The organism is Hoeflea sp. 108 (assembly GCF_000372965.1).
In the GTDB taxonomy this organism is placed as follows: Bacteria; Pseudomonadota; Alphaproteobacteria; order Rhizobiales; family Rhizobiaceae; genus Aminobacter.
Genome location: NZ_KB890024.1, coordinates 2,961,886 through 2,988,413 on the forward strand (window position 1 = coordinate 2,961,886; position 26,528 = coordinate 2,988,413).

At 64.9% G+C, this 26,528-nt stretch carries 27 protein-coding genes and 2 tRNA genes; 17 read left to right on the forward strand and 12 right to left on the reverse strand.

Features of this window, described 5'->3' with window-relative positions; translation table 11 throughout:
- The 3 genes from cbiE to cobM are packed head-to-tail and all read left to right on the forward strand — an operon-like array spanning window position 1 to window position 2,377.
- Window positions 1-1,233 carry a precorrin-6y C5,15-methyltransferase (decarboxylating) subunit CbiE gene (gene cbiE / locus B015_RS0114700; RefSeq protein WP_018428472.1) on the forward strand — a complete coding sequence of 411 codons (1,233 nt, stop codon included), beginning with the start codon at window positions 1-3 and terminating at the stop codon, window positions 1,231-1,233.
- Complete coding sequence (locus tag B015_RS0114705; RefSeq protein WP_018428473.1) at window positions 1,230-1,616, forward strand: cobalamin biosynthesis protein; 387 nt, start codon at window positions 1,230-1,232, stop codon at window positions 1,614-1,616. The genes cbiE and B015_RS0114705 overlap by 4 nt, the downstream gene beginning before the upstream one ends.
- Window positions 1,613-2,377 carry a precorrin-4 C(11)-methyltransferase gene (gene cobM, locus B015_RS0114710; protein WP_018428474.1) on the forward strand — a complete coding sequence of 255 codons (765 nt, stop codon included), beginning with the start codon at window positions 1,613-1,615 and terminating at the stop codon, window positions 2,375-2,377. The genes B015_RS0114705 and cobM overlap by 4 nt, the downstream gene beginning before the upstream one ends.
- On the opposite strand, the gene B015_RS0114715 is transcribed toward cobM, so the two are convergent.
- Window positions 2,344-3,459, reverse strand: coding sequence for a cobalt-precorrin-5B (C(1))-methyltransferase (locus tag B015_RS0114715; protein ID WP_026227294.1), 1,116 nt, complete (start codon window positions 3,457-3,459; stop codon window positions 2,344-2,346). The genes cobM and B015_RS0114715 overlap by 34 nt on opposite strands.
- Before the next feature lie 53 nt (window positions 3,460-3,512).
- Here B015_RS0114715 and cobA point away from each other — a divergent pair, with 53 nt between their 5' ends.
- From cobA to B015_RS0114755, 8 genes are all read left to right on the forward strand, one after another.
- On the forward strand, window positions 3,513-4,298 hold the full coding sequence (gene cobA / locus B015_RS0114720) for a uroporphyrinogen-III C-methyltransferase (RefSeq protein WP_018428476.1): 786 nt from the start codon (window positions 3,513-3,515) through the stop codon (window positions 4,296-4,298).
- On the forward strand, window positions 4,295-5,608 hold the full coding sequence (locus tag B015_RS0114725) for a cobyrinate a,c-diamide synthase (RefSeq protein WP_018428477.1): 1,314 nt from the start codon (window positions 4,295-4,297) through the stop codon (window positions 5,606-5,608). The genes cobA and B015_RS0114725 overlap by 4 nt, the downstream gene beginning before the upstream one ends.
- Window positions 5,608-6,366 (forward strand): adenosylcobinamide-GDP ribazoletransferase, encoded by a 759-nt coding sequence (gene cobS / locus B015_RS0114730; protein WP_018428478.1) that lies wholly within the window; start codon window positions 5,608-5,610, stop codon window positions 6,364-6,366. Before B015_RS0114725 ends, cobS begins: the two co-directional genes overlap by 1 nt.
- Window positions 6,367-6,390: 24 nt before the next feature.
- Window positions 6,391-7,401, forward strand: a complete 1,011-nt coding sequence (cobT, locus tag B015_RS0114735; protein WP_018428479.1) for a nicotinate-nucleotide--dimethylbenzimidazole phosphoribosyltransferase — start codon at window positions 6,391-6,393, stop codon at window positions 7,399-7,401.
- A gap of 189 nt (window positions 7,402-7,590) precedes the next feature.
- The gene (locus B015_RS0114740; protein WP_018428480.1) at window positions 7,591-8,577 is read left to right on the forward strand and encodes a sulfate ABC transporter substrate-binding protein; all 987 of its coding nucleotides are present in this window, start codon (window positions 7,591-7,593) and stop codon (window positions 8,575-8,577) included.
- A 256-nt stretch (window positions 8,578-8,833) separates the two neighbouring features.
- Window positions 8,834-9,283 (forward strand): Rrf2 family transcriptional regulator, encoded by a 450-nt coding sequence (locus B015_RS0114745; RefSeq protein WP_018428481.1) that lies wholly within the window; start codon window positions 8,834-8,836, stop codon window positions 9,281-9,283.
- A 340-nt stretch (window positions 9,284-9,623) separates the two neighbouring features.
- The gene (locus B015_RS30905) at window positions 9,624-10,796 is read left to right on the forward strand and encodes an efflux RND transporter periplasmic adaptor subunit (protein ID WP_018428482.1); all 1,173 of its coding nucleotides are present in this window, start codon (window positions 9,624-9,626) and stop codon (window positions 10,794-10,796) included.
- Entirely contained in the window at window positions 10,793-13,888 is a 3,096-nt protein-coding gene (locus B015_RS0114755; RefSeq protein ID WP_018428483.1) for an efflux RND transporter permease subunit, read from the forward strand. The genes B015_RS30905 and B015_RS0114755 overlap by 4 nt, the downstream gene beginning before the upstream one ends.
- A gap of 17 nt (window positions 13,889-13,905) precedes the next feature.
- On the opposite strand, the gene B015_RS30910 is transcribed toward B015_RS0114755, so the two are convergent.
- The 4 genes from B015_RS30910 to B015_RS0114775 form a co-directional block, all read right to left on the reverse strand.
- Window positions 13,906-14,823: an LLM class flavin-dependent oxidoreductase gene (locus tag B015_RS30910; protein ID WP_157632742.1), complete on the reverse strand. Its 918-nt coding sequence runs from the start codon at window positions 14,821-14,823 to the stop codon at window positions 13,906-13,908.
- A gap of 129 nt (window positions 14,824-14,952) precedes the next feature.
- Window positions 14,953-15,105: a hypothetical protein gene (locus B015_RS33270; protein ID WP_157632743.1), complete on the reverse strand. Its 153-nt coding sequence runs from the start codon at window positions 15,103-15,105 to the stop codon at window positions 14,953-14,955.
- A gap of 304 nt (window positions 15,106-15,409) precedes the next feature.
- A complete protein-coding gene (locus B015_RS0114770) occupies window positions 15,410-15,679 on the reverse strand; it encodes a glycine zipper domain-containing protein (RefSeq protein WP_018428486.1) in 270 nt (89 codons plus the stop codon).
- A 184-nt stretch (window positions 15,680-15,863) separates the two neighbouring features.
- A complete protein-coding gene (locus B015_RS0114775) occupies window positions 15,864-16,361 on the reverse strand; it encodes a cytochrome b/b6 domain-containing protein (protein ID WP_018428487.1) in 498 nt (165 codons plus the stop codon).
- Window positions 16,362-16,629: 268 nt separating this feature from the next.
- On the opposite strand from B015_RS0114775, the gene B015_RS0114780 reads away from it, so the two are divergent.
- Window positions 16,630-16,971: a hypothetical protein gene (locus B015_RS0114780; RefSeq protein WP_018428488.1), complete on the forward strand. Its 342-nt coding sequence runs from the start codon at window positions 16,630-16,632 to the stop codon at window positions 16,969-16,971.
- 210 nt (window positions 16,972-17,181) lie between these two features.
- Here the strand turns inward: B015_RS0114780 and B015_RS0114785 are convergent.
- The 3 genes from B015_RS0114785 to B015_RS0114800 all read right to left on the reverse strand — a co-directional run bounded on the left by B015_RS0114785 (window position 17,182) and on the right by B015_RS0114800 (window position 18,583).
- Window positions 17,182-17,257, reverse strand: a tRNA-Lys gene (locus B015_RS0114785).
- 233 nt (window positions 17,258-17,490) lie between these two features.
- Window positions 17,491-17,566: transfer RNA gene (locus tag B015_RS0114795), tRNA-Lys, on the reverse strand.
- Window positions 17,567-17,668: 102 nt separating this feature from the next.
- Window positions 17,669-18,583 carry a PhzF family phenazine biosynthesis protein gene (locus B015_RS0114800; protein WP_018428490.1) on the reverse strand — a complete coding sequence of 305 codons (915 nt, stop codon included), beginning with the start codon at window positions 18,581-18,583 and terminating at the stop codon, window positions 17,669-17,671.
- 109 nt (window positions 18,584-18,692) lie between these two features.
- On the opposite strand from B015_RS0114800, the gene B015_RS0114805 reads away from it, so the two are divergent.
- Genes B015_RS0114805 through B015_RS0114815 form a run of 3 tightly spaced genes read left to right on the forward strand, consistent with a single transcriptional unit; the run spans window position 18,693 to window position 21,918 of the window.
- Window positions 18,693-19,991 (forward strand): efflux RND transporter periplasmic adaptor subunit, encoded by a 1,299-nt coding sequence (locus B015_RS0114805; RefSeq protein ID WP_018428491.1) that lies wholly within the window; start codon window positions 18,693-18,695, stop codon window positions 19,989-19,991.
- Between the two features lie 8 nt (window positions 19,992-19,999).
- Entirely contained in the window at window positions 20,000-20,710 is a 711-nt protein-coding gene (locus B015_RS0114810; RefSeq protein ID WP_018428492.1) for an ABC transporter ATP-binding protein, read from the forward strand.
- Window positions 20,707-21,918, forward strand: a complete 1,212-nt coding sequence (locus B015_RS0114815) for an ABC transporter permease (protein WP_018428493.1) — start codon at window positions 20,707-20,709, stop codon at window positions 21,916-21,918. Before B015_RS0114810 ends, B015_RS0114815 begins: the two co-directional genes overlap by 4 nt.
- Before the next feature lie 2 nt (window positions 21,919-21,920).
- On the opposite strand, the gene B015_RS0114820 is transcribed toward B015_RS0114815, so the two are convergent.
- The 3 genes from B015_RS0114820 to B015_RS0114830 form a co-directional block, all read right to left on the reverse strand.
- Window positions 21,921-22,304 carry a cupin domain-containing protein gene (locus tag B015_RS0114820; protein WP_245262327.1) on the reverse strand — a complete coding sequence of 128 codons (384 nt, stop codon included), beginning with the start codon at window positions 22,302-22,304 and terminating at the stop codon, window positions 21,921-21,923.
- A gap of 150 nt (window positions 22,305-22,454) precedes the next feature.
- The gene (locus tag B015_RS0114825) at window positions 22,455-23,168 is read right to left on the reverse strand and encodes a hypothetical protein (RefSeq protein WP_018428495.1); all 714 of its coding nucleotides are present in this window, start codon (window positions 23,166-23,168) and stop codon (window positions 22,455-22,457) included.
- A gap of 11 nt (window positions 23,169-23,179) precedes the next feature.
- On the reverse strand, window positions 23,180-24,292 hold the full coding sequence (locus B015_RS0114830) for an endonuclease/exonuclease/phosphatase family protein (RefSeq protein WP_026227296.1): 1,113 nt from the start codon (window positions 24,290-24,292) through the stop codon (window positions 23,180-23,182).
- A gap of 154 nt (window positions 24,293-24,446) precedes the next feature.
- Here B015_RS0114830 and B015_RS0114835 point away from each other — a divergent pair, with 154 nt between their 5' ends.
- On the forward strand, window positions 24,447-24,989 hold the full coding sequence (locus tag B015_RS0114835; RefSeq protein WP_026227297.1) for a BA14K family protein: 543 nt from the start codon (window positions 24,447-24,449) through the stop codon (window positions 24,987-24,989).
- 120 nt (window positions 24,990-25,109) lie between these two features.
- Window positions 25,110-25,403, forward strand: coding sequence for a hypothetical protein (locus B015_RS0114840; protein WP_018428498.1), 294 nt, complete (start codon window positions 25,110-25,112; stop codon window positions 25,401-25,403).
- An 86-nt stretch (window positions 25,404-25,489) separates the two neighbouring features.
- On the opposite strand, the gene ilvC is transcribed toward B015_RS0114840, so the two are convergent.
- On the reverse strand, window positions 25,490-26,509 hold the full coding sequence (ilvC, locus tag B015_RS0114845; RefSeq protein ID WP_018428499.1) for a ketol-acid reductoisomerase: 1,020 nt from the start codon (window positions 26,507-26,509) through the stop codon (window positions 25,490-25,492).
- Window positions 26,510-26,528: the final 19 nt, after the last annotated feature.

The window sequence follows — 26,528 nt, forward strand, 5'->3', positions numbered from 1 at the left end:
ATGCCTGCTGAATTCAACGCACCGACGCAAAAATGGCTGACAGTCGTCGGCATCGGCGAAGACGGTGTATCGGGTCTCGGTGACGACGCCAAGCGCGCGATTTCTGCCGCAAGCCACGTCTTCGGCGGCAAACGACATCTGGCATTGGCCGCCGAACTGATCCACGGCCAGTCACGCCCCTGGCCGATGCCTTTCGACAGCGAAATGGGCGACGTGATAGGCCTGCGCGGCGAAAACGTCTGCGTGCTGGCGTCGGGCGATCCCTTCCTTCATGGCGTCGGCGTCACCTTGGCCCGTGCCGTTGCTTTGGCCGAAATGCATGTCCTACCGGCCCCTTCCGCCTTCTCGCTGGCGGCATCCAGGCTCGGTTGGGCGTTGCAGGACGTCGAGACGATATCGCTGCATGGCCACGCCATCGACCTGATCCGTCCGCATCTGCATCAGGGCGCGCGCATCGTCGCGCTCACCTCGGATGGCGATGCGCCAACCAAGATCGCAGCGCTGCTCGCCGACAGCGGCTTCGGCTTGTCGCGGCTGACCGTGCTCGAAGCGCTGGGGGGCGAGAATGAGCGGATCCGCACCACCGTCGCGGCGTCCTTCGATCTCGAAAACATCAATCCGCTCAACGTACTGGCGCTTGAGCTTGAATCGACGCCGCAAGCACGCATCCTGCCCTTGGCCTCGGGCTTGCCCGACGACCTGTTCGAGCATGACGGCCAGATCACCAAGCGCGAGATCCGCGCGGTGACGCTGTCCGCCCTCGCCCCGCGTCGTGGCGAACTTCTGTGGGACATCGGCGGCGGTTCCGGCTCGATCTCCATCGAATGGCTGCTCTGTCACTCCTCGCTGCGCGCCATCGCCATCGAACACAATGCCGACCGCGCCGACCGCATCGCGCGCAACGCGACCAATTGCGGCGTGCCGGGCCTGAAGGTCGTCAGGGGAGCGGCACCCGAGGCGCTCGCCGATCTGCCCACCCCCGACGTGATCTTCATCGGCGGCGGCGGCTCGGAGGATGGTGTCTTCGATGCGGCCATATCAGCACTTCGTCCCGGCGGCCGCCTCGTCGCCAACGCCGTCACCCTCGAAATGGAAGCGCTGCTGCTCGCCCGCCACGCCTCCCACGGCGGCGACCTGCTGCGCCTGCAAATCTCCCGCGCCGCCCCCATTGGCTCGATGACCGGCTGGCGGCCGGCAATGCCGGTCACGCAGTGGAGCTGGGTGAAGCCATGATGATCGCAGGCATAGGCTGCCGCAAAGGCGCGGCACACGAAGATATTCTCTCGGCAATCGAAACCGCGCTCGAAGCGCACGGCCTTGTCGTCACAGCACTTTCGGCGCTGGCCACCGCCAGCCTGAAACGTGACGAGCCCGGTATTCTTGCTGCCGCACGCCGGCTCGACCTGCCGCTGCTCGTCATGGACGACGCGGCACTCGCCGCCGCCGCATCCCGCACGCTCAGCCAGTCGCAAGCCTCGCTGGAGGCCGCCGGCACGCCGTCCGTATCGGAGGCCGCCGCCCTCGCCGCCGCCGGCGCGGATGCCGCACTGCTTGGCCCGCGCATATCAGTCGGCCCCGCCACCTGTGCCATCGCCACCTCTGGAGCCACAGCTTGACCGTTCATTTCATCGGCGCCGGCCCGGGCGCGGCAGACCTCATCACCGTGCGCGGCAGCCGACTGCTCGGCACTTGTTCGGTCTGCCTCTATGCCGGCTCCATCGTCTCGCCGGAGCTTCTGACCTATTGCCCTGATGACGCCCGGCTGGTCGACACCGCGCCCATGTCGCTCGACGAGATCGAGGCCGAGTATGTCGCCGCCCATAAGGCCGGCCACGATGTCGCGCGCCTTCATTCGGGCGATCTCTCGGTCTGGAGTGCGGTCGCCGAGCAGATCAGGAGGCTGGAAAAGAACGGCATCCCCTACACGCTGACGCCGGGCGTGCCGTCCTTTGCGGCAGCGGCAGCAGCGCTGAAGCGCGAACTCACCATCCCCGAGGTCGCCCAGAGCCTGGTGCTGACCCGCACCTCCGGCCGCGCCTCCAAGATGCCGCCGGGCGAAACGCTTGCCGGCTTCGGTCGCACGGGTGCGACGCTCGCCGTGCATCTCTCGATCCACGCCATCGATCAGGTCGTGGCCGAGCTTAGCCCGCATTACGGCCCGGATTGCCCCGTCGCGGTGGTCTTCCGCGCTTCCTGGTCGGACGAGCGCATCGTCAGGGCCACGCTGTCGACGATTGCGGCTGAACTGGCAAAAGACCCGATCGAGCGCACGGCCATCATCTTCGTTGGCCAGTCACTGGCGGCGGAGGATTTCCGCGAAAGCTCGCTCTACGACGCCTATTATCAGCGTCGATTCAGGGGCCGCGACGGGCTATGAGAGGCGGCGAAGGGCGCATGCCCCATCAGCTCGCCCTCACGGTTGAAGACGAGGATTTCGAGCGCGATATCGGGATTGTTGAGCGCGCCGGCCGCCGTGCGCCAGGCCGCAGCCGCAACCGCGTCGCCGATAGCAATGCCAGCCTTGCGTGCCTCGATGAAGGCTTCGGCGACCGTGTTGGCGCCCTTGATGCGCGCTTCGAGCGCGGCATCCGCCCCGGTCTCGACAGCCACCGCCGCCAGGCCGTCGAGATCGGCCGAACCGCGGTTCGAATGCACGTCGAGCAGGCCTTGCGACAGCTTGGTCATCTTGGCAACGCCGCCGGCAATCGTCACCTTGGACACCGGATGGGCGCGGATGTATTTCGCCATGCCGCCGACGAAGTCGCCCATGTCTATCAGCTGCACCTCGTGCAAACCGTGGAATTTCTGCACCGCCATCTCGGAAGCGTTGCCGGTCGAGCCGGCGACATGGTCAAATCCCATGGCGCGCGCCACGTCGACGCCGCGATGGATGGAGTGGATCCACGCCGAACAGGAATAGGGAATGACGATGCCCGTCGTTCCCAGGATCGAGATGCCGCCCAAAATGCCCAAGCGCGGATTGAGCGTCTTGAGCGCCATCTCCTCGCCGCCGGCGACGGAAATCGTAACCTCCACATCGGCGCCTTCGCCAAAGACCTCGGCCACGACACCCGCAATCATCCGGCGCGGCACCGGGTTGATCGAGGCTTCGCCCGGCGAAATCGGCAGGCCCGGCCGCGTCACCGTGCCGACACCCTTGCCGGCTTTGAACACAACACCGCTGCCCGGCTGCCCGGGTCGCACCGTGCTCATGACAAGCGCGCCATGCGTGACATCGGGATCGTCGCCGGCGTCCTTGACGATACCGGCCATGGCCCAGCCGTCGCCGCGCTCATTCCTGGCCAGCGCAAAGGCCACGTTCTGGCCGCCCGGCAGCACGATCTCCACCGGGTCGGGAAACGCACCCGTCTTCAACGCCAGGCACGCCGCCTTGGTGGCGGCGGTGGCGCAGGCGCCGGTGGTCCAGCCGCGCTTGAGCGGACGATCTTCTTCATTCATGACGCGATCTATAGGCTTGCCGGATCGGCGCGTCATCGGCGAAAGCGACACGCATGACACTTGAAAACGCTATCGCGCGCTTGAACTACAAGCAGCAGGTGCTCGAACCCGGCCATGTCTGGCTTGCCGGCGCAGGTCCCGGCGATCCCGGCCTGCTCACGCTCGACGTTCTGTCGGCCCTCGCCCAGGCCGATGCACTGGTGCATGACGCGCTCGTGGCGCCCGAAATCGTCGCGGTTGCCGAGCAGGCGGAAAAATTCTTCGTCGGCAAGCGCGGCGGCAGGTTGTCGATCCCGCAGGGCGACATCAACGCGCTGCTGGTCAAGCTGGCGCGCGAAGGCCGCAAGGTCGTGCGGCTCAAGGGCGGCCATCCCTTCGTGTTCGGCCGCGGCGCCGAGGAAGCGCTGGTGCTGACTCGCGAAAACATCCCCTGGCGCGTGCTGTCGGGCATTACTTCAGCCTTTGGCGGCCTCTCTTCCGCTGGCATTCCCGCCACCATGCGCGGCGTCAACGGCGCCATCATCCTCGCCACCGGCTTTGCGGCGGTCAGCGACGACCGGCCCGACTGGGCAGCCCTTGCCCGCACCGGACAGCCCATCGTCATCTATATGGGCCTGACCCACATGGCCGAGACGGTGAGCGAGCTTATGCGCGGCGGCCTTTCGGTCGACACGCCCGCAGCCTTTGTCGAGAACGCCTCGACGCCTGAGGAGCGCACGGTCACCGCCACACTCGGCACCTTGGTTGCCACCGCCGAGCGCGAAAAGGTCGTCTCGCCTTCCCTGATCGTCGTCGGCGGCATCGTCTCGCTGCGCGCCGAGCTGATCGGGCAGAAATGACGGCGCGCGGGCTCATCATCGGCGCGCCGCGCTCGGGTTCGGGCAAGACCAGCGTCACCATCGGGCTTTTGCGGGCGCTTGCCCGCCGCGGCATCAAGGTCCGCGGCGCAAAATCCGGCCCCGACTACATCGATCCCGGCTTCCATGCCGCCGCCACCGGCTTGCCCGGCGTCAATCTCGACAGCTGGGCCATGGCGCCGTCGCTGCTCAACGCGCTCGCCGCAGATGCATCGTCGGACGCCGAAATGGTGATCCTCGAAAGCGCCATGGGCCTGTTCGACGGCATCCCCTCTGAGAAGGGCCGCTCGGGTGCGGCCGCCGACCTCGCCCGGCTCTATGGCCTGCCGGTGCTGCTCGTGCTCGACGTCTCAGGCCAGTCGCAAACCTCCGCCGCCATCGCCAAGGGTTTTGCCACTTACGATCCCGACGTCCGCATCGCAGGCGTGGTGCTCAACAGGCTCGGCAGCGACCGTCACCGCAAGCTTGCCGGCGACGCCATCGAAGCGCTCGGCCTGCCCGTCGTCGGCGCGATCCTGCGCGACCCGACCTTGTCGATACCGGAACGCCATCTCGGCCTCGTCCAGGCCGAAGAGCATGCCGACCTCTTCGCCCACATCGAAAAGCTCGCCGACATGGTCGAGCGCTCGCTCGATCTCGACGCGATCATCGCACTGGCGACGCCGCTTGTGCCCGCCGCAGGCGACCAATCCTTCGCCCTGCCGCCGCCCGGCCAGCGCATAGCGCTCGCCCAGGACGCTGCCTTCACCTTCCTCTACCCGCATCTCGCCGCCCATTGGCGCGCCATGGGCGCGGAGCTGGTGCCGTTCTCCCCGCTGGCCGACCAGGCGCCCGACACCTCCTGCGACGTCTGCTGGCTGCCAGGCGGCTATCCCGAGCTCCATGCCGGCCGCCTCGCCGCCGCCGGCAACTTCCTGTCAGGCACACGCCGCTTCGCAGAGAAAAAGCCCGTCCATGGCGAGTGCGGCGGCTTCATGGTGCTCGGCCGCTCCATCGAGGATGCCGACGGCATCACCCACGCAATGCTGGGGTTGCTCGGTCACGCCACCAGCTTCGCCAGGCGCAAGATGAATCTCGGCTACCGCCAGGCCACCCTCTCCGCCCCCTGTCCGCTCGGGGACACAGGCAGCGTCGTCAGGGGGCACGAGTTTCACTACGCCCAGACAGTCGAGCGTGGCGACGACACGCCGCTCGGGCAACTGGCCGACGGCCAGGGCAATCCGCTCGGCGGCTTCGGCGGGCGGCGCGGCCATGTCACCGGCACCTTCTTCCACGCGATCGCGCGAGGCTGATGATGACACCGGCGACGATCTTCGACGACATCCGCCTTGGCCTCGTCTTTTTCACGCGCCTGCCGCTGCCGCATTTCGAAGTCAGGGATCGCTCGCTCGCCGACGCCATCTGGACGGCGCCGCTCGTCGGCTTCGTCGTGGCGCTCCTGGCCTGGCTCGTCTTCGCCGCAGGCCATGGCCTTGGCCTCGCCGAAGGACCGGCCGCGGCACTCGCAATCGCCGCCGCCATGCTGGTCACCGGCTGCCTGCACGAGGACGGCCTGTCGGATACCGCAGACGGTTTCGGCGGCGGGCGCACGCGCGAACGCAAGCTCGAGATCATGCGCGACAGCCGCATCGGCAGCTATGGCGCGGCAGCACTCATGCTTTCCGTCCTGGCGCGCTGGAGCGCGATCGTTGAAATCGAAGATCCGGCACCGGTCTTTGTGGCCCTCGTCGCCGCCCATGTCGGCTCGCGTGCGCTGATCCCCGCCTTCATGCGCCACCTGCCGCAGGCGCGCGTCGACGGCCTTGCCGCAGGCGTCGGTACGGTTGCAGACAGTGCCGTGATCGCTGCCCTTGCCATCGGTGCGCTCGGCCTGTTGTTCCTCGGGCTCAAGGGCGCGGTCGTCGCAGCTTTGTGCCTCGCCATCCTTTTCTTCGCCTTCAGAAAACTCTGCCTCGCCCAGATCGGCGGCCAGAGCGGCGACACCATCGGCGCTCTGCAGCAGTTGGCCGAGATCGCCTTGCTTTTCGCCGCATCCGCCATCCTCGCCTGATTCAGTTTTGGAGTAATCACTGCCATGGCCTTCAAATCGCTCGATGAATTGCGCGCAGCCTGCCTCGACCTGCCTGCAGGCAACGATGCCGCCGCAGACGCCGTCGCCCGCCGCCAGGACACGCTGACCAAGCCGCGCGGCAGCCTTGGCAAGCTGGAGGAGATCGCCGGCTGGCTCGGCCGTTGGCAGGGCCGCAAGATGCCGAGGCTCGACAAGGTCAAGGTCGTCGTCTTCGCCGGCAATCATGGCGTAACCGCACAGGGCGTGTCGGCTTACCCCTCCGAAGTGACGGTGCAGATGGTCGCCAATTTCGCCGCCGGCGGTGCTGCCATCAACCAGCTTGCCCGTCTCGCCGGAGCCGAGCTCGCCGTCATCCCGCTCGAGCTCGAGCGCCCCACCGGCGACTTCACCCAGACATCGGCGATGAACGAGGCCGATTTCCTTGGCGCCGTCTCGACCGGCTATGATGCGGTGACACCCGATCTCGACCTCGTCTGCTTCGGCGAGATGGGCATCGGCAACACCACCCCGGCCGCAGCCATCGCCGCCGGCCTGTTCGGCGGCACCGGCCGCGACTGGGCCGGCCGCGGCACCGGTGTCGATGACCAGGGCCTCTCCCGCAAGTTCGCCGCCATCGATGCGGGTCTCGCCCGTCACGCGGCATCCCTTGCCGACCCGCTGGCCGTCGCAGCCAATCTCGGCGGCCGCGAGCTCGCCGCCATCCTCGGCGCCACGCTCGCCGCGCGCCACCACAACGTGCCCGTGCTGCTCGATGGCTTTGTCGTCACCGCGGCGGCAGCACCACTTGCAAAACTTCACGCCGATGGACTCGCCCACACGCTCTCGGCTCATGTGTCCGCAGAGGCCGGCCATCGCCAATTGCTGGAAGCTTTGCAGCTCGCACCGCTGCTCGACATGGGCATGCGGCTGGGTGAAGGTTCCGGGGCCTGCCTCGCCGTCAATCTGGTACGCTCGGCGCTGGAATGCCACACCCGCATGGCAAGCTTCGCTGAGGCAGGCGTAACCGACAAATAGTCGGCGACTTCTGCCCAGGCTGCCCGATTTACATCCTCGCAGAACTTGATTTCTGCCGAGACCAAAGAATTGGAATTGCATTCCACATAGCTTGGCGGAGGCAACCGGCCTCTGCCTCCCCGCCTCAAGCACTCCCGGATACTTTGCCGCCAACTCTAGAAGTTGCGCAAAGTCTCAGGAGATTGCCCCATGAAATGCCTTCTGCTCGTCGGTGCGGCCATTGCCGCCATGCTCAGTGGCCCGCTGCACGCACAGGCCGCCGACAAGATCCTCAACGCCTCCTATGACGTTGCGCGTGAACTCTTCGCCGATGAGAACAAGGCCTTCGTCGCCGCTCATCCTGGCGTTACCATCGACCAGTCGCATGCCGGCACCTCCAAGCAGGCGCGCTCGATCGTTGAGGGTCTTCAGGCCGACGTCGTCACCTTCAACCAGGTCATCGACGTCGACTTCCTGGTGCAGAATGGACTGGTGTCGAAAGACTGGCAGAAGGATTTCCCAAACCAGGCCTCGCCCTTCTATTCGCTGCCGTCCTTCCTCGTCCGCGCCGGCAACCCCAAGAACATCAGGGACTGGTCCGATCTCGTCCGCGACGACGTGAAGGTCATCTTCCCGAACCCCAGGACCTCGGGCAATGCGCGCTACACCTATCTGGCCGCCACCGCCTACGCCAAGGAAGCGTTCAAGGGCGACGAAGCCAAGATCAAGGAGTTCGTGACCAAGCTGTTCGACAACGTGCCGGTGTTCGACACCGGCGGCCGCGCCGCCACCACCACCTTCGTCGAGCGTGAAATCGGCGACGTCTTGATCACCTTCGAGGCCGAGACCCGCGGCATCGCCAAGGAATACGGCACCGACAAGTTCCAGAGCGTCATCCCCTCCGTCAGCCTGCTGGCCGAATTCCCGGTCGCCATCGTCGACAAGGTGGTAGATGAGCGCGGCTCGCGCGACCTCGCAAAGTCCTATCTCGACTTCCTCTACACCACGGAAGGCCAGCGCATCGCCGCCCAGCACGGCAACCGCGTCCATGATGCTGTTGTCGCTGCCGAGTTCAAGGACCAGTTCCCAGAGGTTCGCCTAGTCACCGTCGAGGACGTTTTCGGCGGCTGGGACAAAGTGCAGAAGGAGCATTTCGCCAAGGGCGGAGTGCTGGAGCAGATCTACGGCTCGCGCTGAGATCTGCCTATCTGACATCTGGAAAAGCCGGTCCAGCGCCGGCTTTTTCTCATTGAGCGGTGCCCGAAGCCAAATCCGGGCCAGATTGCCCGCCAAAGCCGCAAAACTTACGGAGTTTCAACGCCTTTCGGCTTGTATATCAAGTCTGTGGAATTTATCTCTGGTGGAAGCCGGAATGCGATGGGGACGAATCGTCATCCTTGGCCCTGTGCAACTCGCTGCGACTGGCAGCCGAAGTCGATGACGCGTTCAGGCAATGCTGACTAAAAAAGGCAAATACGGCCTCAAGGCCCTCGTGCATCTGTCGCAACTGCCTGCCGGCCAGTTGGCTTTCGTCGGCGACATCGCCACCGCCAACAACATCCCGAAGAAATTCCTCGACGCGATCCTGGGCGAGCTGCGCAATGCCGGCTTCGTGCAGAGCCGCAAAGGCAAGGACGGCGGCTACCGCCTCGCCAAGCCTGCCGCCGAGATCAAGATCGGCCATGTCGTGCGCGTGCTCGACGGGCCGCTGGCACCCATCCCCTGCGCCAGCCGCACCCAGTACCAGCCTTGCGACGATTGCGACGAGGCCACCTGCCAGATCAGACACATGATGCTCGAGGTCCGCCAGGCCATCGCCGGCGTGCTGGACAACCGCAGCCTGGCTCAGGTTCGCGACGCCGCCAATGACGACGTCGTTGCAGAGGCCATGCACCACGCCTGATCTGCCTGGTCTGGCTGTCCCTCTCTGTCAAAACGCGCGCCGGGCCTGACACCTCCTCCCGATCTTGAAGCTCGGCGGCAGCGTGCCGTTGACTGCTTGTCCGCTCCCACGCGGGTGATGAGGTCGTAGCCATCCGGCTCGGGCCTCTTGATGGCACAAGCCCCACTATCGGCGGCAAAGCGTGCCCGGCAAACGAATCCGCCAGACTCCTGCAATGGACACCTGCGATGTGGCTCGCCATCGGCCGCATGACGGCCATGGAGCGATTGCGCGGCAACCTGCCGGGGGGAAGACAGGACGCCGCTGCAGTTTCCACAAACCTGACCTTGGAAAGGCAAGCATGACCCGCCCCCTCCGTTACACGGCCTGCCTTGCCGCCGGCCTCGCATTCGCCCTGATGGCCGGCCCCGGCAAGACGCACGGCAACGAAGCCGCCGGTTCGATTGCGGCAAGTTCCGATGCGGCGAAACGCACGGTGTCGACCTTGACCGTATCGCGCGCCATGACCGAATGGACCCAGATATTCAGCGGCGTACTGGTGGCCCGCGAAGAGGTCGCCGTCGGAGCCCCGGCCGCAGAGCAGCGCATCGCCGAGGTCGAAGTCGAGGTTGGCGACCGCGTGACCGCCGGCCAGGTTCTGGTCCGGCTCGATCCGGAAATGCGTGACAACCAGTTGCGCGAGGCCGAAGGGCGCCTGGCGCGGGCGGCGGCAGCGCTGGCGCAACAAAAGGCCAAGGCCGAACAGGCGACGGCGGCGCTGAAGCGCTCCGAACCTTTGAAATCGGCAGGCATCATCTCCAGCCAGGCCTATGCCGAAAAGCTCTCCAACGAGGCGGTCGAGCGCGAGGGCGTGACACTGGCGCGTGCCGAGGTCAGCCAGGCCGAGGCGCAGCTCGCGGAATCGCGCCGCCAGCGCGACCGCAACGTCATCGTGGCGCCGGTCGGCGGCATCGTCTCGGAGCGCCAGGCAAACGCCGGCGCATTGACGGGATCGGAACCGCTGCTGCGTCTCATCCGCGACGGGGCCATCGAGATGGCAGCCGACATACCCGAGCGCCAGTTGCCGCTTCTGGCCGTGGGCCAGCCCGCCAGCATCGAGCTCGCCGGCACGAGCGACGCCCTGACCGGCAAGGTCAGGGTGGTCATGCCGAAGATCGATCGCGACAGCCGCCTCGGCGCGGCGCGCATCGCCATCGACGGCAATGCCAGGCTTTTTGCCGGCGCGTTCGGCCATGTCAGGATCGTCGTCGCCAAGCGCCAGGCGATCGTCGTCGACCATTCCGCCCTGCTCTACCCGGGTCGTGGCAAGGACAAGGCCGTGTTCGTGGTCGAGGACGGCAAGGTGGCGTTGCAGCCGGTCGAAACCGGCCTGGCCGACAGCAGCCGCGTTGAGATCGTCGGCGGCCTCGAGGAAGGCGATGTCGTTGTCGCCAAGGCAGGCCCGACCCTGCGCGAGGGCGACGCCGTCGCCCCGGTCGAAATCAACAACACCACCGGAAACATCCGCCCGTGACCAAGAACATCTCCGCCTGGGCGATCCGCAAGCCGGTACCTGTTGTCGTCCTTTTCATCGTGCTGACCTTGCTTGGCATGGCGTCTTACCTGCGCCTGCCGGTCAATGCCAATCCGAGCCTGTCGTTTCCGATCGTCACCGTCGCGGTAACCCAGCCGAGCGCTGCGCCGGCGGAAATGGAAAACCAGGTCACCCGCCGCATCGAGGCCGCGGTATCGGGCCTTGCCGGCGTGCAGAACATGCGCTCGACGATCAAGGACGGTGTGTCGACCACAACCGTCGAGTTCAGGATCGGCACCGATTCCGACCGGGCCGCCAGCGATGTGCGCGAGGCGGTGGGGCAAGTCCGGGGCGACCTGCCGCAATCGATCCAGGAGCCGATCGTCTCGCGCGTCGACGTCGAAGGCGGCGCGATCCTCTATTACGTCGCGCGTTCGCCTGGAATGTCGAACCTCGACCTCTCCTGGTTCGTCGAGGACACCGTCAATCGCGAGCTCCTGACCCTGCCGGGCGTGCAGAAGGCAGCGCGCTTCGGTGGCATCAACCGCGAAATCTCGGTCTCGCTCGATCCCGTCAAGCTGCAAGCCTATGGCGTCCCTGTCGACCAGATCAACACGGCCCTGCGCGAAGCAAACATCAATGTGCCCAGCGGCCGCGGCGAGATCGGCGACCGCGAGCAGTCGATCCGGACTTTGGGCAGCGTGCGTTCCCTCGAACAGCTTGCCGCCCTGTCGATCGCCCTGCCCGGCTATCGCTGGGTCCAGCTGCGCGACATCGCCACCATCGAGGACGGCCCGGCTGAGGCGCGCGGCTTTGCCCGCTTCAATGGCGACGCGGTGGTCGGCTTCTCGATCACGCGGGCAAAGGGCCACAGCGACACTGTCGTCGCCGCAGCCGTCGAGGCCCGCCTGCAGGAGATCCGCAAGGCCAATCCCGATGTGACCTTCGATCTCGTCATCAACAATGTCGAATACACGGTGGCGAGCTATGACGCGGCAGTGACCGCCCTTGTCGAAGGCGCGCTCCTGACGGTCCTGGTCGTGTTCCTGTTCCTGCGCAACTGGCGTGCGACCCTGATCGCCGCAGTCGCCATGCCGCTTTCGATCCTGCCCACCTTCGCGGTGATGGACCTTCTGGGTTTCACCCTGAACAGCGTCAGCCTGCTGGCGTTGACCCTCGTCATCGGCATCCTTGTCGACGACGCCATCGTCGAGATCGAAAACATCGAGCGCCATATCGACATGGGCCGGCGGCCCTACGTCGCCTCGATCGAGGCTGCCGACGCCATCGGCCTTGCCGTGGTGGCGACGACCCTGACGATCGTGGCGGTGTTTGCGCCCGTCAGTTTCATCGGCGGCGCCGTCGGCCAGTACTTCCGCCAGTTCGGCGTGACGGTTGCGATTGCGGTGATGTTTTCGCTGCTTGTCGCCCGGCTGCTGACCCCTTTGATGGCGGCATATCTGCTGCAGCCCAAATCCGGCGGCGGCCACGCCGTCGAACCGTCGCGCATGTCGCGCGGCTATCTCAGCCTGCTCGAATGGACGCTCGGTCACCGCAAGACCACGGTCGCGCTTGCCGGGCTGTTCTTCGCCGGATCGGTCCTGCTGCTGACGCAATTGCCGACCGGCTTCCTGCCCGCCTCCGACGGCAACGTCTCGACGGCACAGGTCACGCTGCCGCCGGGCTCGAAGCTCGACGAGACGGCGCGCGTGTCCGACGGCATCGTCAAGCGGCTGATGCAGCGCCCCGACGTCGAAAACGTGCTGGTGGTGACCGACGACGTCAACAAGGTGTCGCTGTTCATCAAGCTGAAGCCGCGCGCCGAGCGCGAACTCGACCGCAAGTCGTTCGAACTCGCCACCCTGCCGATATTCGCGGCAATCCCCGACATCCAGTACGTCTTCAGTTCGGACCAGGGCGGCAAGGAGGTCTCCATCAATCTCGCCGGCAACAACCCTGAAGAGCTCGATCGTGCCGCCGGCCGGCTGGAAACCGAAATGCGTGGCCTGCCGCAGCTGGCAAATGTCATGACCAACCGCGCGCCCATGGCGCCCGAACTCTTGATCCAGCCTCGTACCGAGGAGGCGGCGCGTCTTGGCGTGTCGGTGAGTTCGGTCGGCACCGTGGCGCGTATCGCCACGCTCGGTGAGACCGATGCCAACTCGGCCCAGTTCAATCTGGGCGACCGGCTGGTGCCGATCCGGGTCCGGCTGGACAGGTCGGCGCGCGGCGATCTCGATGTGCTGCGCCAATTGCCGATTGCGACCACTGGCGGCAAGACCATTCCGCTCGTGGCCGTTGCTGACATCCATTTCGGTGCGGAGGAAGGCAATGTCGAGCGCCTCAACGGCAAGCGCCTGCTGTCGGTCGAGGCCAATCTCAACGGCGTCACGCTCGGCGATGCCATGGCGGCGGTCCAGAACCTGCCGGCCCTGAAGAACCTTCCGATCTCGGTCACCAACGTCAAATATGGCGCCTCCCAGGAAATGTACGAGATGTTCAGGGGCTTCGCCATGGCGCTGCTGGCCGGCATCGCCATGGTGATAGCGGTGCTCATCCTGCTGTTCCGGAACTTCCTCCAGCCCGTCACCATCCTGGTCGCCCTGCCACTGTCGCTGGGCGGCGCGGCGATCGCGCTGATGCTTTATGGCGCGGCAATCGACCTGTCGTCGACCATCGGCATCCTGATGCTGATGGGAATCGTCTGCAAGAACTCGATCCTGATCGTCGACAACGTCATCGACAACCAGGCCGAGGGGCTGGATCGTCATGCAGCGCTGATCAAGGCGGGCGCCACCCGCGCCCGGCCGATCGTTATGACGACCATCGCCATGGTCGCGGGCATGATGCCCGCGGCCATCGGTTTCGGTGCCGATGCCGGCTTCCGCGCGCCGATGGCGGTCGCCGTCATCGGCGGGCTGATCACCTCGACCCTGCTCAGCCTGGTGGTGGTGCCGGTGGTGTTCACCTTCATGGACGACTTCAACAGCTGGGCCGGCCGCTGCCTCAAGCGGCTGACATCGGTGACCGAAGCGGACAAGGCCGAAGGTGCGGTGCCCGCTGATGCGGCCCGGGATCACGTTTCATCATGACCGGCCGCCCCCGCGGCCTAGACAACCCGGCGCAGCTGCACCGGGTGGCCGCGATAGGCCGGTGGGCGGTGCTCGTGCCGCTTGAAGGTCTTGCGCAGTTGCGGGATGACCTTGCGACCGAAGGCGCCGATGGCATCGGCGTCGTCGAGGCCGTGGACGATGAAATCCGTCACTCCCGCCTCGACGAAGGCGGCCAGCCGTCCAATCCAGGCTTCCGGCGATCGTCCGAGATGCCAGTCTTCGCCTCCCTCGCCGGCCTGGACAGGCAGCGAGAAACGAATCCGGCCGGCGCGGCCAAAAGGTTCCGCCGCGACCTTCACACGACCGATCAGGCGGACGGTCTCTCGCAGGCTGTCCGCCGGAAGCTCGAACCGGTCTGCATGCCTGCCGGCGACCTTGAGCGCGATGCCCGACAGCCCGCCGAGCTGGAGCGGCAGTTCAATGCCAGAAACCGGCTTGAGCGGCACGAAGCCGGCATCCACGCGATAGAATGCGCCCTCATGATCGAATGGGGCTGCATTGGCCCACAGCCGCTTGAGCAGCGTGAGATATTCGTCGGTGCGGCCGAGATTGCCGACGAGATCGTCATCCTCGCGTACCTCACGCCAGTTGCGGTGCGAGGGCACGCGCAACGACAGCCTCCCCGCTCCCAATTGTTCGAGTGCGGCGAACTGCCGGGCAGCAACGACCGGGGCTACGATACCCGGCCAGTGCGAAACCAGCACCCCGAGCGAGCCAGTGGCGCGCAAGGCGAGCAGCGCCAGATCCATGTTGGCCAGCAACCCAGCCATGTCGTCGACCAGGACGCGGCTGAAACCGGCGTCCTCGATCTGCCGGAGGCGCTGCACAGCAAGTGCTGTGTCCGAAAAGAAGGATGGGTGAAGTTCTTCGCTGTCGGCAACGCCGCCCGGGCAATGGGTGAAGTCGATCTGCATCGCAAACTCCTTCATCTTGTCTGGAATCGTTGAGGCGCCGCCCGCGCCGGTTCACGCGTTACTCGAAAAACCTTCATCGGTTGGGTTGAGAACATTGGCACCCACCTGCGGGCGCAAATGACGGCCGCTCTAGTGGACCAGGCCGACCACGATTGCCACGGTGAAGCAGAACGACACCGTGAACACGAGATAGGAAGCGAGCCGTGCAAGGCTGACCGGCTTGCCGGCGGCGACCGCCACCTGGGCGGAACGGCCGTTCGAGAGATACTGGGTCTGTGCCATCGCAATCTCCATCATGCCGTTAGTCTATAAAATTAATAGACTTTGTCGATTGCTAATTTTGGCAAAATTGTGAAACGCCTTGCTCACCGGTGCGCTGCCATGAGCAAATTGTCCCTCGACCCGCTATGGAAAACCGGCCCAGTGGGCAGGGCCGACCACGCTCCGGAGCTTCACCGGAACTACAAAATCGTTCAAAAACAGAGAGATAAATCGGCCGCTTTTCATCTCGCACCTGGGAGGCAAAAAAATCCCGAAGATGCATCGGCATCTTCGGGACACGTTCAGATAGCGGATTGCTCTGGGATCAATAGCCGCGCGGGCACGCCGCGAGGTAGATCTGGCCATAACGATCGCGATAGCGGCACTGGTTTGGTTCGTTGGCACGGCCGATCAGCGCGCCGGCAACGGCGCCCACGGCACCGCCGACAAGCGCGCCTTCGGCGCGGTTACCAGGTGCAGCAACAGCACTGCCGATCGCAGCGCCGCCGAGGCCACCGATGGCGGCACCCTGCTCGGTCTGGGAACAGGCGGCAAGCGGCACCAGAAGAGCAAGACTCAAAACCAATTTCTTCATCACCGTCACTCCGAAACAGATTGAATTGCCCACCGGAGTAAAAATGCGCGGCAGGCAAAAACGATCCATCGCATCCTAAATACGTGGAATCGTTGAGTCCCTTCGACTGACTTCATGCATCGGCAATCCGGCATGAATCAGGCAGCCATACGACTGCAATCGGGCCCTGGCCCGATCTGTCGGGTCACCCCGTGGTCATCCGCTTCATGACGTCGGTCCGCCAGTAGAACTGGTGCAGCAATGCCGCGGCAACGTGAATGCCGATCAGCACCCACATCAGCATCTTCAGCGGCCCTGAGTGAATGGACCCGACCGCTTGCGCGCCGAAATAATAGGCGGCGATGCCCGACAGCGGCATGGCGAAGAACAGGGCGTAGAACGCGACATGGCTGACTTTTGAGGCAAGCTTGAGCAGTGGCGGCTCGCCCGGCGGCTCCTCAGGCGCACCCTGGACCAGCCGCAACATCAGTCGCAGCGCGGCAAGCCCGAGGATAGCGATGCCGACATAGGCGTGGATGTTCGCCGACGCCACCTGATCGGCCGTCGGCGTCTCCCCTCGCCGCACCAGGTGCCCCCACCTGCTCATGCCGTCGGCAAACAGGAGATTGAAGCCGATGAGCAGGACCATGCCCCAATGAATGATGCGCTGCGGCAGACTGAAGGCACTGGGGGCGTCGACCATATCGTTCTCCAATTTCACTGACGGTCCCCCGAAACCTGCCACGAGGCGAATGGTTCAATCCTGATCGCAAAAATTCAGGCTGGCCCGAACTGTAAGCATGCCACATGCGACAATGATAGGATGACCGATCAAGGCACAGCATCCTTGATCCAGGTCAAGCGTCGCTGCAGCGCCAAATCCGCGACCATCGGGCACGCTGGCAGTTGCGGTGCAGGTGCCAATCCGCCGGGCGGTTCCAATTGCCGCCCAGCCTTGTTAGGCTTGGGCCATGAAGGCGATGGCACAAGGCTTCCTCGGAACCATCCTGTCCCTTGTTCTGCTTTCGGCGGCGGGCTGCGCGTCGCAGGCAGGCTCTTCCACCCGGAACGATGCGTCCCGATACGACACGATGTCCTGCGCCGATCTCAATGTGGCGATGGGCGATGCCGCAAAGGGTATTTCGACAACCGCCATCAGCAGGGGCAAGGTCGCCCATTGGAACGTGCCCGTCTGGGCGCCCGGCGGCGCCAAGGCCGTTGGGCTCATCGAGGAACGCCAGAGCGCGCGGATCGAGCGCCTTCGCCAGCAGCAGGCGGCAATCGACGCGGCCAGAAGGCGCCAGTGCCGGTAGGAGCTCTCTCAGCAAGCCAAAATACGCGCGGCTGATCGAACCGCAAAGCCCCCGCTCTGCCGGCCGGCATCGATGACGCTGCCTGGTTGCGCGGCTCCGCAAAGTCCGCGTCGCCTCACATGGTGCCTAAGGCACGAAAACCGCACTTCGCGTTCTGCAGATGCAGAACCAGAAGATCAGCAGAAATATTTGATTTATTTGGGGAAGAAGTGGTGGGTGCGACAGGGATCGAACCTGTGACCCGCTGATTAAGAGTCAGCTGCTCTACCAACTGAGCTACGCACCCACACCGTCGTTTCAGCGACCGTGGCCGGCATATAGCCAACACACTTTCGCCTGTCCACCCCTCAAATGCCGGCAAGGCCTCTGCTCGGCTGGGGCGGCATCATCGATGCCACGGCCTGGTTACGCAGGCTCAGCATCGCCGACATGAGGCACAATGCCTGAAAACCGCATTCCGCGCTCCGGATGACCGGAACCGAAAGATCAGCGGAAGTATTTGATTGTTTGGAGAAGAAGTGGTGGGTGCGACAGGGATCGAACCTGTGACCCGCTGATTAAGAGTCAGCTGCTCTACCAACTGAGCTACGCACCCACACAGTCGTTTCAGCGACCGTGGCCGGCATATAGCCAACGCATTTTTGCCTGTCCACCCCTCCAGGAGCTTTTTCTTCAAGTCGGCAAAAATTCCTGCCTGTCAGGCGAAGATCGCCCCTTCAGCCACCCGCACAGCGTGCCCGCCTATGCGCGCCGCAACCAGATTTCCGCCTGCGACATCCAATTCGAGCCTGATTTTCGACGGACGCCCCATCTCGATCCCCTGTTCGATCCAGAATCGCGACACGCCGTCAGTTGGTTTGTCGAATTGCATGATGGCGCCGGCAAAGGCGGCCGCGGCCGATCCGGTGGCCGGGTCTTCGTAGGATGGACTGCCTGGAACGATCATGCGGGCGTGGAAGGCATTGTCGTGGCCCACCGTCTCACGGCAGTAGACATAGGCGCTGGCGACGGCGGAATCGCTCTTGCGGGGCGAAAACGTGAACCACGCCTCATTGTCGAACCGGACCCTGGCCGCGACCTTCGTGTCGGCCACCGGCACGGTTATGTAAGGCACGCCGGCCGACCACAGCGAAACGCGGTGATTCTCGAAGCCGATCTCGTGCGGGGACAGGCCAAGGGCGGCGGCAACCGCGTCGCTGCTTGCGGCCAGTGGCAACGGCTCGGGAAGTTTCGGCAGGTCGAATTCGGCAAACAGGCTGTTTCCGATCTTGTTCACCGCACAGCGCACGAGGCCGATATTTTCCTCCAGCACGAAAATGCCGGCCAGATCGCTGTCTTGCGCCATCTCGGTAAGGGCGATCGCCGTGCCCACCGTCGGATGGCCGGCAAACGGCATCTCGTAATCTGGCGTGAAGATGCGCACCTTCGCCTTGTGGGTGGGCGTTTTCGGCGGCAGCACAAAGGCCGTTTCCGACAAATTGAACTCACGCGCGATCGCCTGCATCGAGGCCGTGTTCAGGCCATTGGCCTCGACGACGACGGCAAGCGGATTGCCGGCAAGCCTGTCTTCGGTGAAGACGTCGTAGATAAAATACTTGCGTCCGCTTCTCATGTTTGCTCCTTCTGCCGCCGGCTATGTGAACTAAAATTAATTTGAATTCCGGGGTCTTACGGCCGATCTGTGGACCAGAAGGGATTTCGAGGGATAATTGGGGACAGGGTTGGATCAGCTTGTCAATCGCCCAGAAGGCGCCACCGCAGAGACCATCGAGAAGGCGCTGGGGCTGGACAGCAAGGGCCGCGCGCGCCGTCGCCGCAAGGGCTGGCTCTGGCTCGTGCTTGCCCTGGCGCTGGTTGCCGGCAGCTATGCAGCATACTCGCTTCTTGCCACGCCCTCCGAACGTGTCGTCTACACCGCCCAGCCCGCCGAGATCGGCGACCTGACCGTCGAAGTATCGGCGACAGGCACCCTGCAGCCCCTGGTCCAGGTCGACATTTCGAGCGAGCTGTCGGGCGTGGTCCGGTCCGTCGCCGTGGTCGAGAATCAGCAGGTAAAGAAGGGTGACGTGCTTGCAGCCCTCGACACGACGAGGCTGAGCGCCCAGATCGAGCGCGCCGAAGCTTCGGCCAAGGCCGCCGCGGCCAAGGTCGAGGACGCCCGCACCACGCTGTCGCAGAACGCCCAGGCACTTGTGCGTGCACAGGAACTGGCCAAGCGCGGCATGACCACCACCCAGGCGCTCGAGGCCGCCACTGCCGAGCGCGACCGCGCCCAGAGCGCGCTTGATATGGCCGAGGCCAACCTCGCCATAGCAGAGGCCGATCTCAAGCTGCAGCAGGCCGATCTCGCCAAGAGCACCATCTATGCGCCCATCGACGGCGTGGTCCTCACACGCTCGGTCAATCCCGGCCAGACCGTCGCCTCCTCGATGCAGGCGCCGGTGCTGTTCGTGATCGCCGCCGATCTGTCCAAGATGGAGCTGAAAGCCGCCGTCGACGAAGCCGATATCGGCAAGGTCGCCCAGGATCAGAACGCGCGTTTCACCGTCGACGCCTTTCCCGATCGCCGCTTCGACGCCTCGATCCGCGACATCGCCTATGCCTCGGTCACCACCGACGGCGTGGTCACCTACAATGCCTGGCTTGAGGTCGCCAATGACGAGTTGCTGCTGCGTCCCGGCATGACCGCCACGGTCTCGATCATCACCCGCGAGGCCAAGGGCGTGCTGACCGTGCCGGCCACGGCCTTCCGCTACCGGCCCACGCAGGCGGCGCGCAGCCAGGGCTTCAGCCTGCAGAACCTGTTCATGGGGCGGCCGACGCGCGGCCCCGCAGATCGCAGCCGCCCCGCGTCGACGCCGACTGACGGCTCGCGCACCATCTACATACTCAAGAACGGTGCGCCGGTCGCCGCCAGGGTCAAGACCGGCGCCACCGACGGCGACAGGACCGAGATCGTCTCCGGCCTCAATGCCGGCGACCAGGTCATCACCGCGTCGTCTTCCGCCAGATCCAATTGAGCGCGGCCATGGCTGACGCTCCGTTCATCGTCTTCGACAAGGTCTGGAAGACCTATGGCCACGGCGAAGCCGAGGTCAACGCGCTGGCCGGCATCGACCTGTCGATCCGCCAGGGCGAATTCGTGGCCATCATGGGGCCTTCCGGCTCGGGCAAGTCGACGGCGATGAACATTGTCGGTTGCCTGGATACGCCAAGCGCCGGCCGATACGGCTTCATGGGCGTCGATGCGGGCCGGCTGGACCGCAACCGCCGCGCCGTGCTGCGAAATCTCTACATCGGCTTCGTCTTCCAGGGTTACAACCTGTTGCCGCGCACGACCGCCGCCGAAAATGTCGAGCTGCCGCTGATCTATCGCGGAGTACCTACCCATGAGCGGCGCGAGCTCGCCATGCAGGCGCTTTCGGAAGTCGGCCTGCAGGGCCGCGAACATCACACCCCTGCCGAGCTGTCCGGCGGCCAGCAGCAGCGCGTTGCGATCGCCCGCGCCATCGTCACGCGCCCGACGCTGCTCGTCGCCGACGAGCCCACCGGCAATCTCGATACGGCGCGCAGCCACGAGATCATGGATCTTTTGACGCGCCTCAACCGCGAACATGGCCTCACCGTCGTCATGGTCACCCACGAGGCCGACATCGCCGCCTATGCCGGGCGCAACATCGCCTTCCGCGACGGGCATGTCGCCTCGGACACGCTGAAGACGGAGGTCGTTCGCGCATGATCTGGGAAACCGTCCGGCTCGCCCTTCGCTCCGTCCGCCGCAACGCGCTGCGCTCCTTCCTGACGTTGCTCGGCATCGTCATCGGCGTCGCCGCCGTCATCGCCATGCTGACCATCGGCAGCGGCACCACCGAAAAGGTCAAGGCCGATATCTCCCAGCTCGGCAGCAACCTTTTGGTGGTGCGCGCCGGCCGCCCTCCTGCCCCTGGCTCCGCGCCGCAGCAGACGATCCGCCCGCTCGGCGAAAAGGAGGTGGCAGCGCTTGTCTCTCATCTCGAAGGCGTGCGCGCCGTCTCGCCCGCCTCGCAGAAGCAGGTCCGCGTCGTCTTCGCCACCGAAAGCCTGACATCTTCGGTGACGGGGACCGACAATGCATTTCTCGATGCCCGCAACTGGAAGGTCGCGGCAGGACGACCATTCAGCGAGTCGGAACAACGCGGCGGCGTCAATGTCTGCCTGATCGGCCAGACCGTGCGCCAGCAGTTCTTCGGCGCCGGCGAACCGGATGGCGCGTCCATCCGCGTCGGCCGCATGAGCTGCCGCGTCGTCGGCGTGCTCGAGCCCAAGGGTTATTCAGGTTTTGGCCAGGACCAGGACAATGTCGTTTTGATGCCGCTTTCGGCGTTCCAGCGCCGCATCGCCGGCAATCGCGACATCGAGACCATCTATATCGCCGCTGACGACACCACGCCGACGTCGGTCGTCCAAACCCGCATCGAGGACATCCTGCGCGACACGCGCCGTGTCACCGCCGACCGCGAGGACGACTTCTCCGTCCGCGACATGACCCAGATTGCGGACGCCATGGCCAGCGCCACCACCACCATGACCGGCATGCTCGGCGCCGTCGCCGGCGTCAGCCTGCTGGTCGGCGGCATCGGCATCATGAACATCATGCTGGTGTCGGTCACCGAGCGAACGCGCGAGATCGGCATACGCCTGGCCATCGGCGCGCATGAGAAACACATCCTCATCCAGTTCCTGGTCGAAGCCACTGTGCTCTCGTTGCTCGGCGGCCTGATCGGCATAGCGATTGGCCTGGCGCTGGCCGGCGCCGCATCGCTGGCGCTGTCGATACCCTTCGCACCGAGCCTGGCGGTCGTGCTGCTCGCCGTCGGCTTCTCGGCGCTGATCGGCATGGTCTTCGGCTTTTTCCCGGCGCTGCGCGGCGCCCGCCTCGACCCGATCGACGCCCTGCGCCACGAATAACGCTACTGCTTCAGCACCGTGTTGGACGTGCCCTTCTCGACCTGGTCGATGACAAGCAGCTTGACCGGCTCGGAACCGACATTGGCGCCCTGGTGCCAGGTTCCGATCATCTCGACGATGAAGTCGCCCTTCTTGTAGCTCGTGCTCTTGCCGGTATCGACATTGGTCACCTGCAACTGCCCCTCCAGCACATAGGCATAGCGGGCGGATGGGTGCATATGAACGGGAAGCTTGGCGCCTGGCGGTATCTCGAAGGACGACACCAGCACCTGCACGTTCTTCTGCGGCAGCACGATCGGCTGCCCGCTCGCGGTCTCGGTGACGGACGCAAGCGGCGTCACCACCACCTTGGCGGCGGGTGTGGTGTCGAGAGCGGCTGCCGCGATTGCTTGGGCAAGTAGCCCTGCCGCGGCGATGCCGAAGAATGCTCGTGATGAAACCGCAGTCACGCCAGTCCCCCCTTGTTGCCTCGCGCAGGAGACTGAAGCAGGGCTTGGGCGCAATCAAGAGGCAGGAGAGGCGTGGCAACCGATCGGTCAGCGCTGAGAAAAATGCCACTCCACCAGCGAATGCATATGCGGCATCAGCCCTTCAGGCAGGTCGTGCATGCCGCGGATGATGACAGGTCCCTCGATCTCCGGATCCGGGTCGGTAGCGACGAAGGCGCGGATGCGCTCGGCGAGTTCAGCCGCCGTCTCGGCCGCACGGAAGCAGCGGACGATGACGGTCCCGCTTTCGACCGACAGCGCATGGCAGCGCTCCTCACGCTCCGCCCGGCCGAGGTCCAGACCGGTTTCCTCGCGCACCTCGCGCAGCATGTTGTAGTCGAGGTCGACGAGACCGTCGCGAAAGTCCTCGGGCTCGAAGGAGCCGGCGGCAAAATAGACCTTTCCGGCATTGGCCGTGTGGCTGCCCATGCGGATCGCAACCAGCGCATTGTCGCTTGAGATCAGCATGGCATGGGCAAAGGCATGTTCGGCGCTGCTGACGGGCTTGAGCTTGCGCCACAGCATGAAGGTCGAAAACCGCACCGCATGACAGCGCCCGACGAGCCTGTTGTCGCGATAGGCAAGCTCCGACAGCAACACCACGACGCCGTCGAACAACGCCGGCCGCGCTGCCTTCTCGTCGTGCCAGTTGGCCGCGATCGCCTCGGCATTGTCGCGTTCGAAGGGATGCGGTTCGGCAACGAGGCGCACGTCGACGACGTCGACCGGAAGGATCACGTTGCGCGGAATGTCAAAGGCCAAGGCGAGCACTCTCAGGCGATATCGAGGGTGACGGCGACGGGGCAATGGTCGGAGGCCTTGGGCCTGTCCCAGCCGGCGCGCGGATAACGTTCGACCTCCTGGCCGGGCGGAAAGACGGTGCGCCAGGGCTGGCCGCGGCGCACGATGTCGGGCCTCGCCTGCACATTGCTCCGTGCCAGCGATGGCGACAAGAGGATGTAGTCGAGCTGGCACAGGTGCCGCTCCTGCGGACCGCGCGTATGGTAGAGCGTCCAGCGCTCCATCTCCGGCAGGCGCTCGACCACGTTCTCTGCAAAGCCGTCAGCCAAGAGCACGTCGAGGCACGAGCCCGTCTCGTTGACGGGCGTGAAGCTGTAGCCCTGGTAGCTGTCGCCGCCGATCACCAGCTTCTGGCGATAGTCGTTCATGTCGCCGCAGATCACCCAGCGCTTGTCGGCGACATGATCCTTGCCGAAGCGGTCCTCGATGATGCGCCTGACGGCCTTGGCCTCGGCGATGCGGATCGGCATGGTCGCGTCGCGGCCGTTCAGGCCATTGCGCGGCGAGCCCATCGACTTGAAGTGCACCGAATAGATGGTCAGCGGCTTGCCGCCGATCTTGACGTCGATCTCCAGGCAGTCGCGGCGGAAGATGCGTTCGAACGGCTCCTGCCCCAGTGCTGCGAGTTCCGGCGTGTGCAGCCCGAACTGCTCGAAGGTCACATGCGCGTGGCTGGTCATGCGCACGAACTCGATCGGCTGGCCCTGCGCGGTCTCGGCCCGCATCATCACAGCCACGTCGATGCCACGGCTGTCGTTGCCGGAGGTCGTGTATTTGTGCTGGTAGCCCTGCCCGACCATCTTGAACAAATAGCCATATTCGAAGGCCTTCAGCGCCTCGATATTGTCGACCTCCTGCAGGCAGATGATGTCGGCGCGTGTCTCGGCGATGGCGAGCGCGGTCAGTTGCCGCATGTCATCGGCATGCGCAATGGCACGGGCCTGCTCGAGCACCCTGTACTCGGCCTCGCTGTGTATCTCGAACAGCGCAAGCGTTCGATCCTCGTTGAGCTGATTGCGATAGCCGGAATAATCGAACCTGTTCATCAGGTTCTCGACATTGAAGGTGGCAAGGCGCAGCGACATGGACGCGAGCATTGCCCGCAAGATGCGTCAAACACAAGCCCCGTCGGGGGCAAGCAAGTCGTTCATTGCACGTTCAGGCTGCGCAGCGGAAAATGCGGCACCTGGATCGAAACTGTGGGCTGGGGCCTTTGGGATTCGGACTATGGAGACGACCATGCAACGCACCCTTTCATCCCTTGCCCGTTCGGGACTTGTCGCCCTCGGCCTTGTCGCCGGCTTGCCCTTTGCCGTATCGGCCGGGCCGATCAGCCTGGGGTCCATGCCATTGGCCAACGCCCAGCCAACGGATCTCACCCCCATTCCAGTCCAAAGTCGCTGCGGCAGCCTGCCGGGATGCCGCGATAGCTGGAGCCGTGAAAACTGGCGTCAGGATGGCTGGCGCCGCGACGATTGGCGACGTAACGATTGGCGTCGTGACGGCTGGAGGGACGACTGGCGCTGGCGGCACCGCCCGCAGCACCGGCGCAACTTCAGCGGCACCGGAATCTACCTGAACTTCGGCATTCCGGCGTACCGCTATTACGAGCCGCGTTACTACCAGCCACGTTATGTCCAGCCGCGCCGCATCTATCGCGGCGAGGCATCTTCGGCCCATGTCCGCTGGTGCTATAACCGCTACCGTTCGTATCGGGCCTGGGACAACACCTTCCAGCCCTACAACGGCCCCCGCCAACAGTGCTGGTCGCCTTATCGCTGAACACGCTCGCCTGGTCGGTCTGCCGCGTCGGCGCGGCAGATCGCATAACATGATATTTACAAGTCAAGTGTATGAAGCCGTCGGAGATGCAGCCACGCGGCCGCACCGAAGAGCCGACCGATGACCGACGAGACCGAAGCCAAACCTCAGCGCGAGCACCGCAATCGTGTGCTCAAGGGCGCGACGATCATCACCGGCGTCAAGAACTCCGAGATCGCCGTCACCATCCGCAACCAGAACAGCGGTGGCGCCGAACTGCGCGTGCCGCTGGACGCACGCGTGCCCGAACGCTTCCTTCTCTATGTTCCGGTCGACGGCATCGGCTACCGTGCGGTTGTCCGCTGGCGCAAGAGCGAGCGCGTCGGCGTCGAATTCGAAGGCACCGAGGCCAAGCCCGCCTGGCATTATGGCTGACGAGCCGGTTTCCACAATCAGCCAATGAAAAAGGCCGGCGGATCGCTCCGCCGGCCTTTTTCTTGCAGCTGTCGCTGCAGGACTTCTTAGTTCTTGGCCTTGTCGACCAGCTTGTTCTTGGAGATCCACGGCATCATGCCGCGCAGCTTGGTGCCGACTTCCTCGATCTGGTGAGCGTCGTTCATGCGGCGGATGCCCTTGAAGCGGGCTGCGCCCGAACGGTATTCCTGCATCCAGTCAGAGGTGAACTTGCCGGTCTGGATGTCGTGCAGCACGCGCTTCATCTCGGCCTTGGTCTCGGCGGTGATGATACGCGGACCCGTGACATATTCGCCCCACTCGGCGGTGTTCGAGATCGAGTAGTTCATGTTGGCGATGCCGCCTTCATAGATCAGGTCGACGATCAGCTTCACTTCGTGCAGGCACTCGAAATAGGCCATCTCAGGCGCGTAGCCGGCTTCCACCAGCGTCTCGAAACCGGCGCGGATGAGCTCGACCAGACCGCCGCAGAGGACCACCTGCTCGCCGAACAGATCGGTTTCGCACTCTTCCTTGAAGTTGGTCTCGATGATGCCCGAACGGCCGCCGCCGACGCCGCAGGCGTAGGAGAGCGCGAGGTCAAGGGCGTTGCCCGAAGCGTCCTGGTGAACGGCGACCAGGCACGGCACGCCGCCGCCCTTCTGGTATTCGCCGCGCACGGTGTGACCCGGGCCCTTCGGCGCGATCATGACGACGTCGACCGAAGCCTTCGGCTCGATCAGGCCGAAATGCACGTTGAGGCCATGGGCGAACGCAATGGCCGCGCCGTCGCGGATGTTCGGAGCGATCTCGTCGCGATAGATGTCGGCCTGCAGTTCGTCGGGGGTGGCCATCATCATCAGGTCGGCCCACTTGGCGGCTTCCGCCACGGTCATGACCTTGAGGCCGTCGGCCTCGACCTTCTTGGCGGTCGCCGAGCCGGCCTTCAGGCCGATCACCAGCTCCTTGGCGCCCGAATCCTTGAGGTTCAGCGCATGCGCGCGACCCTGGCTGCCGTAGCCGATGATGGCGACCTTCTTGCCCTTGATCAGATTGAGATCGGCATCACGATCGTAATAGACACGCATTGGTGGGTTCCTTCCCGTT

What these genes read in the sequence shown, in the direction of transcription:
- B015_RS0114780 (WP_018428488.1), top strand. Translation starts at nt 16,630, where the DNA reads ATGAAGGCGATGGCACAAGGCTTCCTCGGAACCATCCTGTCCCTTGTT.
- B015_RS0114835 (WP_026227297.1), top strand. Translation starts at nt 24,447, where the DNA reads ATGCAACGCACCCTTTCATCCCTTGCCCGTTCGGGACTTGTCGCCCTC.
- cobA (WP_018428476.1), top strand. Translation starts at nt 3,513, where the DNA reads ATGACACTTGAAAACGCTATCGCGCGCTTGAACTACAAGCAGCAGGTG.
- B015_RS0114745 (WP_018428481.1), top strand. Translation starts at nt 8,834, where the DNA reads ATGCTGACTAAAAAAGGCAAATACGGCCTCAAGGCCCTCGTGCATCTG.
- B015_RS30905 (WP_018428482.1), top strand. Translation starts at nt 9,624, where the DNA reads ATGACCCGCCCCCTCCGTTACACGGCCTGCCTTGCCGCCGGCCTCGCA.
- B015_RS0114770 (WP_018428486.1), bottom strand. Translation starts at nt 15,679, where the DNA reads ATGAAGAAATTGGTTTTGAGTCTTGCTCTTCTGGTGCCGCTTGCCGCC.
- cbiE (WP_018428472.1), top strand. Translation starts at nt 1, where the DNA reads ATGCCTGCTGAATTCAACGCACCGACGCAAAAATGGCTGACAGTCGTC.
- B015_RS0114740 (WP_018428480.1), top strand. Translation starts at nt 7,591, where the DNA reads ATGAAATGCCTTCTGCTCGTCGGTGCGGCCATTGCCGCCATGCTCAGT.
- B015_RS33270 (WP_157632743.1), bottom strand. Translation starts at nt 15,105, where the DNA reads ATGGCACAGACCCAGTATCTCTCGAACGGCCGTTCCGCCCAGGTGGCG.
- B015_RS0114830 (WP_026227296.1), bottom strand. Translation starts at nt 24,292, where the DNA reads ATGTCGCTGCGCCTTGCCACCTTCAATGTCGAGAACCTGATGAACAGG.
- B015_RS0114800 (WP_018428490.1), bottom strand. Translation starts at nt 18,583, where the DNA reads ATGAGAAGCGGACGCAAGTATTTTATCTACGACGTCTTCACCGAAGAC.
- cobS (WP_018428478.1), top strand. Translation starts at nt 5,608, where the DNA reads ATGATGACACCGGCGACGATCTTCGACGACATCCGCCTTGGCCTCGTC.
- B015_RS0114810 (WP_018428492.1), top strand. Translation starts at nt 20,000, where the DNA reads ATGGCTGACGCTCCGTTCATCGTCTTCGACAAGGTCTGGAAGACCTAT.
- B015_RS0114840 (WP_018428498.1), top strand. Translation starts at nt 25,110, where the DNA reads ATGACCGACGAGACCGAAGCCAAACCTCAGCGCGAGCACCGCAATCGT.
- cobT (WP_018428479.1), top strand. Translation starts at nt 6,391, where the DNA reads ATGGCCTTCAAATCGCTCGATGAATTGCGCGCAGCCTGCCTCGACCTG.
- B015_RS0114815 (WP_018428493.1), top strand. Translation starts at nt 20,707, where the DNA reads ATGATCTGGGAAACCGTCCGGCTCGCCCTTCGCTCCGTCCGCCGCAAC.
- B015_RS30910 (WP_157632742.1), bottom strand. Translation starts at nt 14,823, where the DNA reads ATGCAGATCGACTTCACCCATTGCCCGGGCGGCGTTGCCGACAGCGAA.
- B015_RS0114775 (WP_018428487.1), bottom strand. Translation starts at nt 16,361, where the DNA reads ATGGTCGACGCCCCCAGTGCCTTCAGTCTGCCGCAGCGCATCATTCAT.
- B015_RS0114715 (WP_026227294.1), bottom strand. Translation starts at nt 3,459, where the DNA reads ATGAATGAAGAAGATCGTCCGCTCAAGCGCGGCTGGACCACCGGCGCC.
- ilvC (WP_018428499.1), bottom strand. Translation starts at nt 26,509, where the DNA reads ATGCGTGTCTATTACGATCGTGATGCCGATCTCAATCTGATCAAGGGC.
- B015_RS0114725 (WP_018428477.1), top strand. Translation starts at nt 4,295, where the DNA reads ATGACGGCGCGCGGGCTCATCATCGGCGCGCCGCGCTCGGGTTCGGGC.
- B015_RS0114705 (WP_018428473.1), top strand. Translation starts at nt 1,230, where the DNA reads ATGATGATCGCAGGCATAGGCTGCCGCAAAGGCGCGGCACACGAAGAT.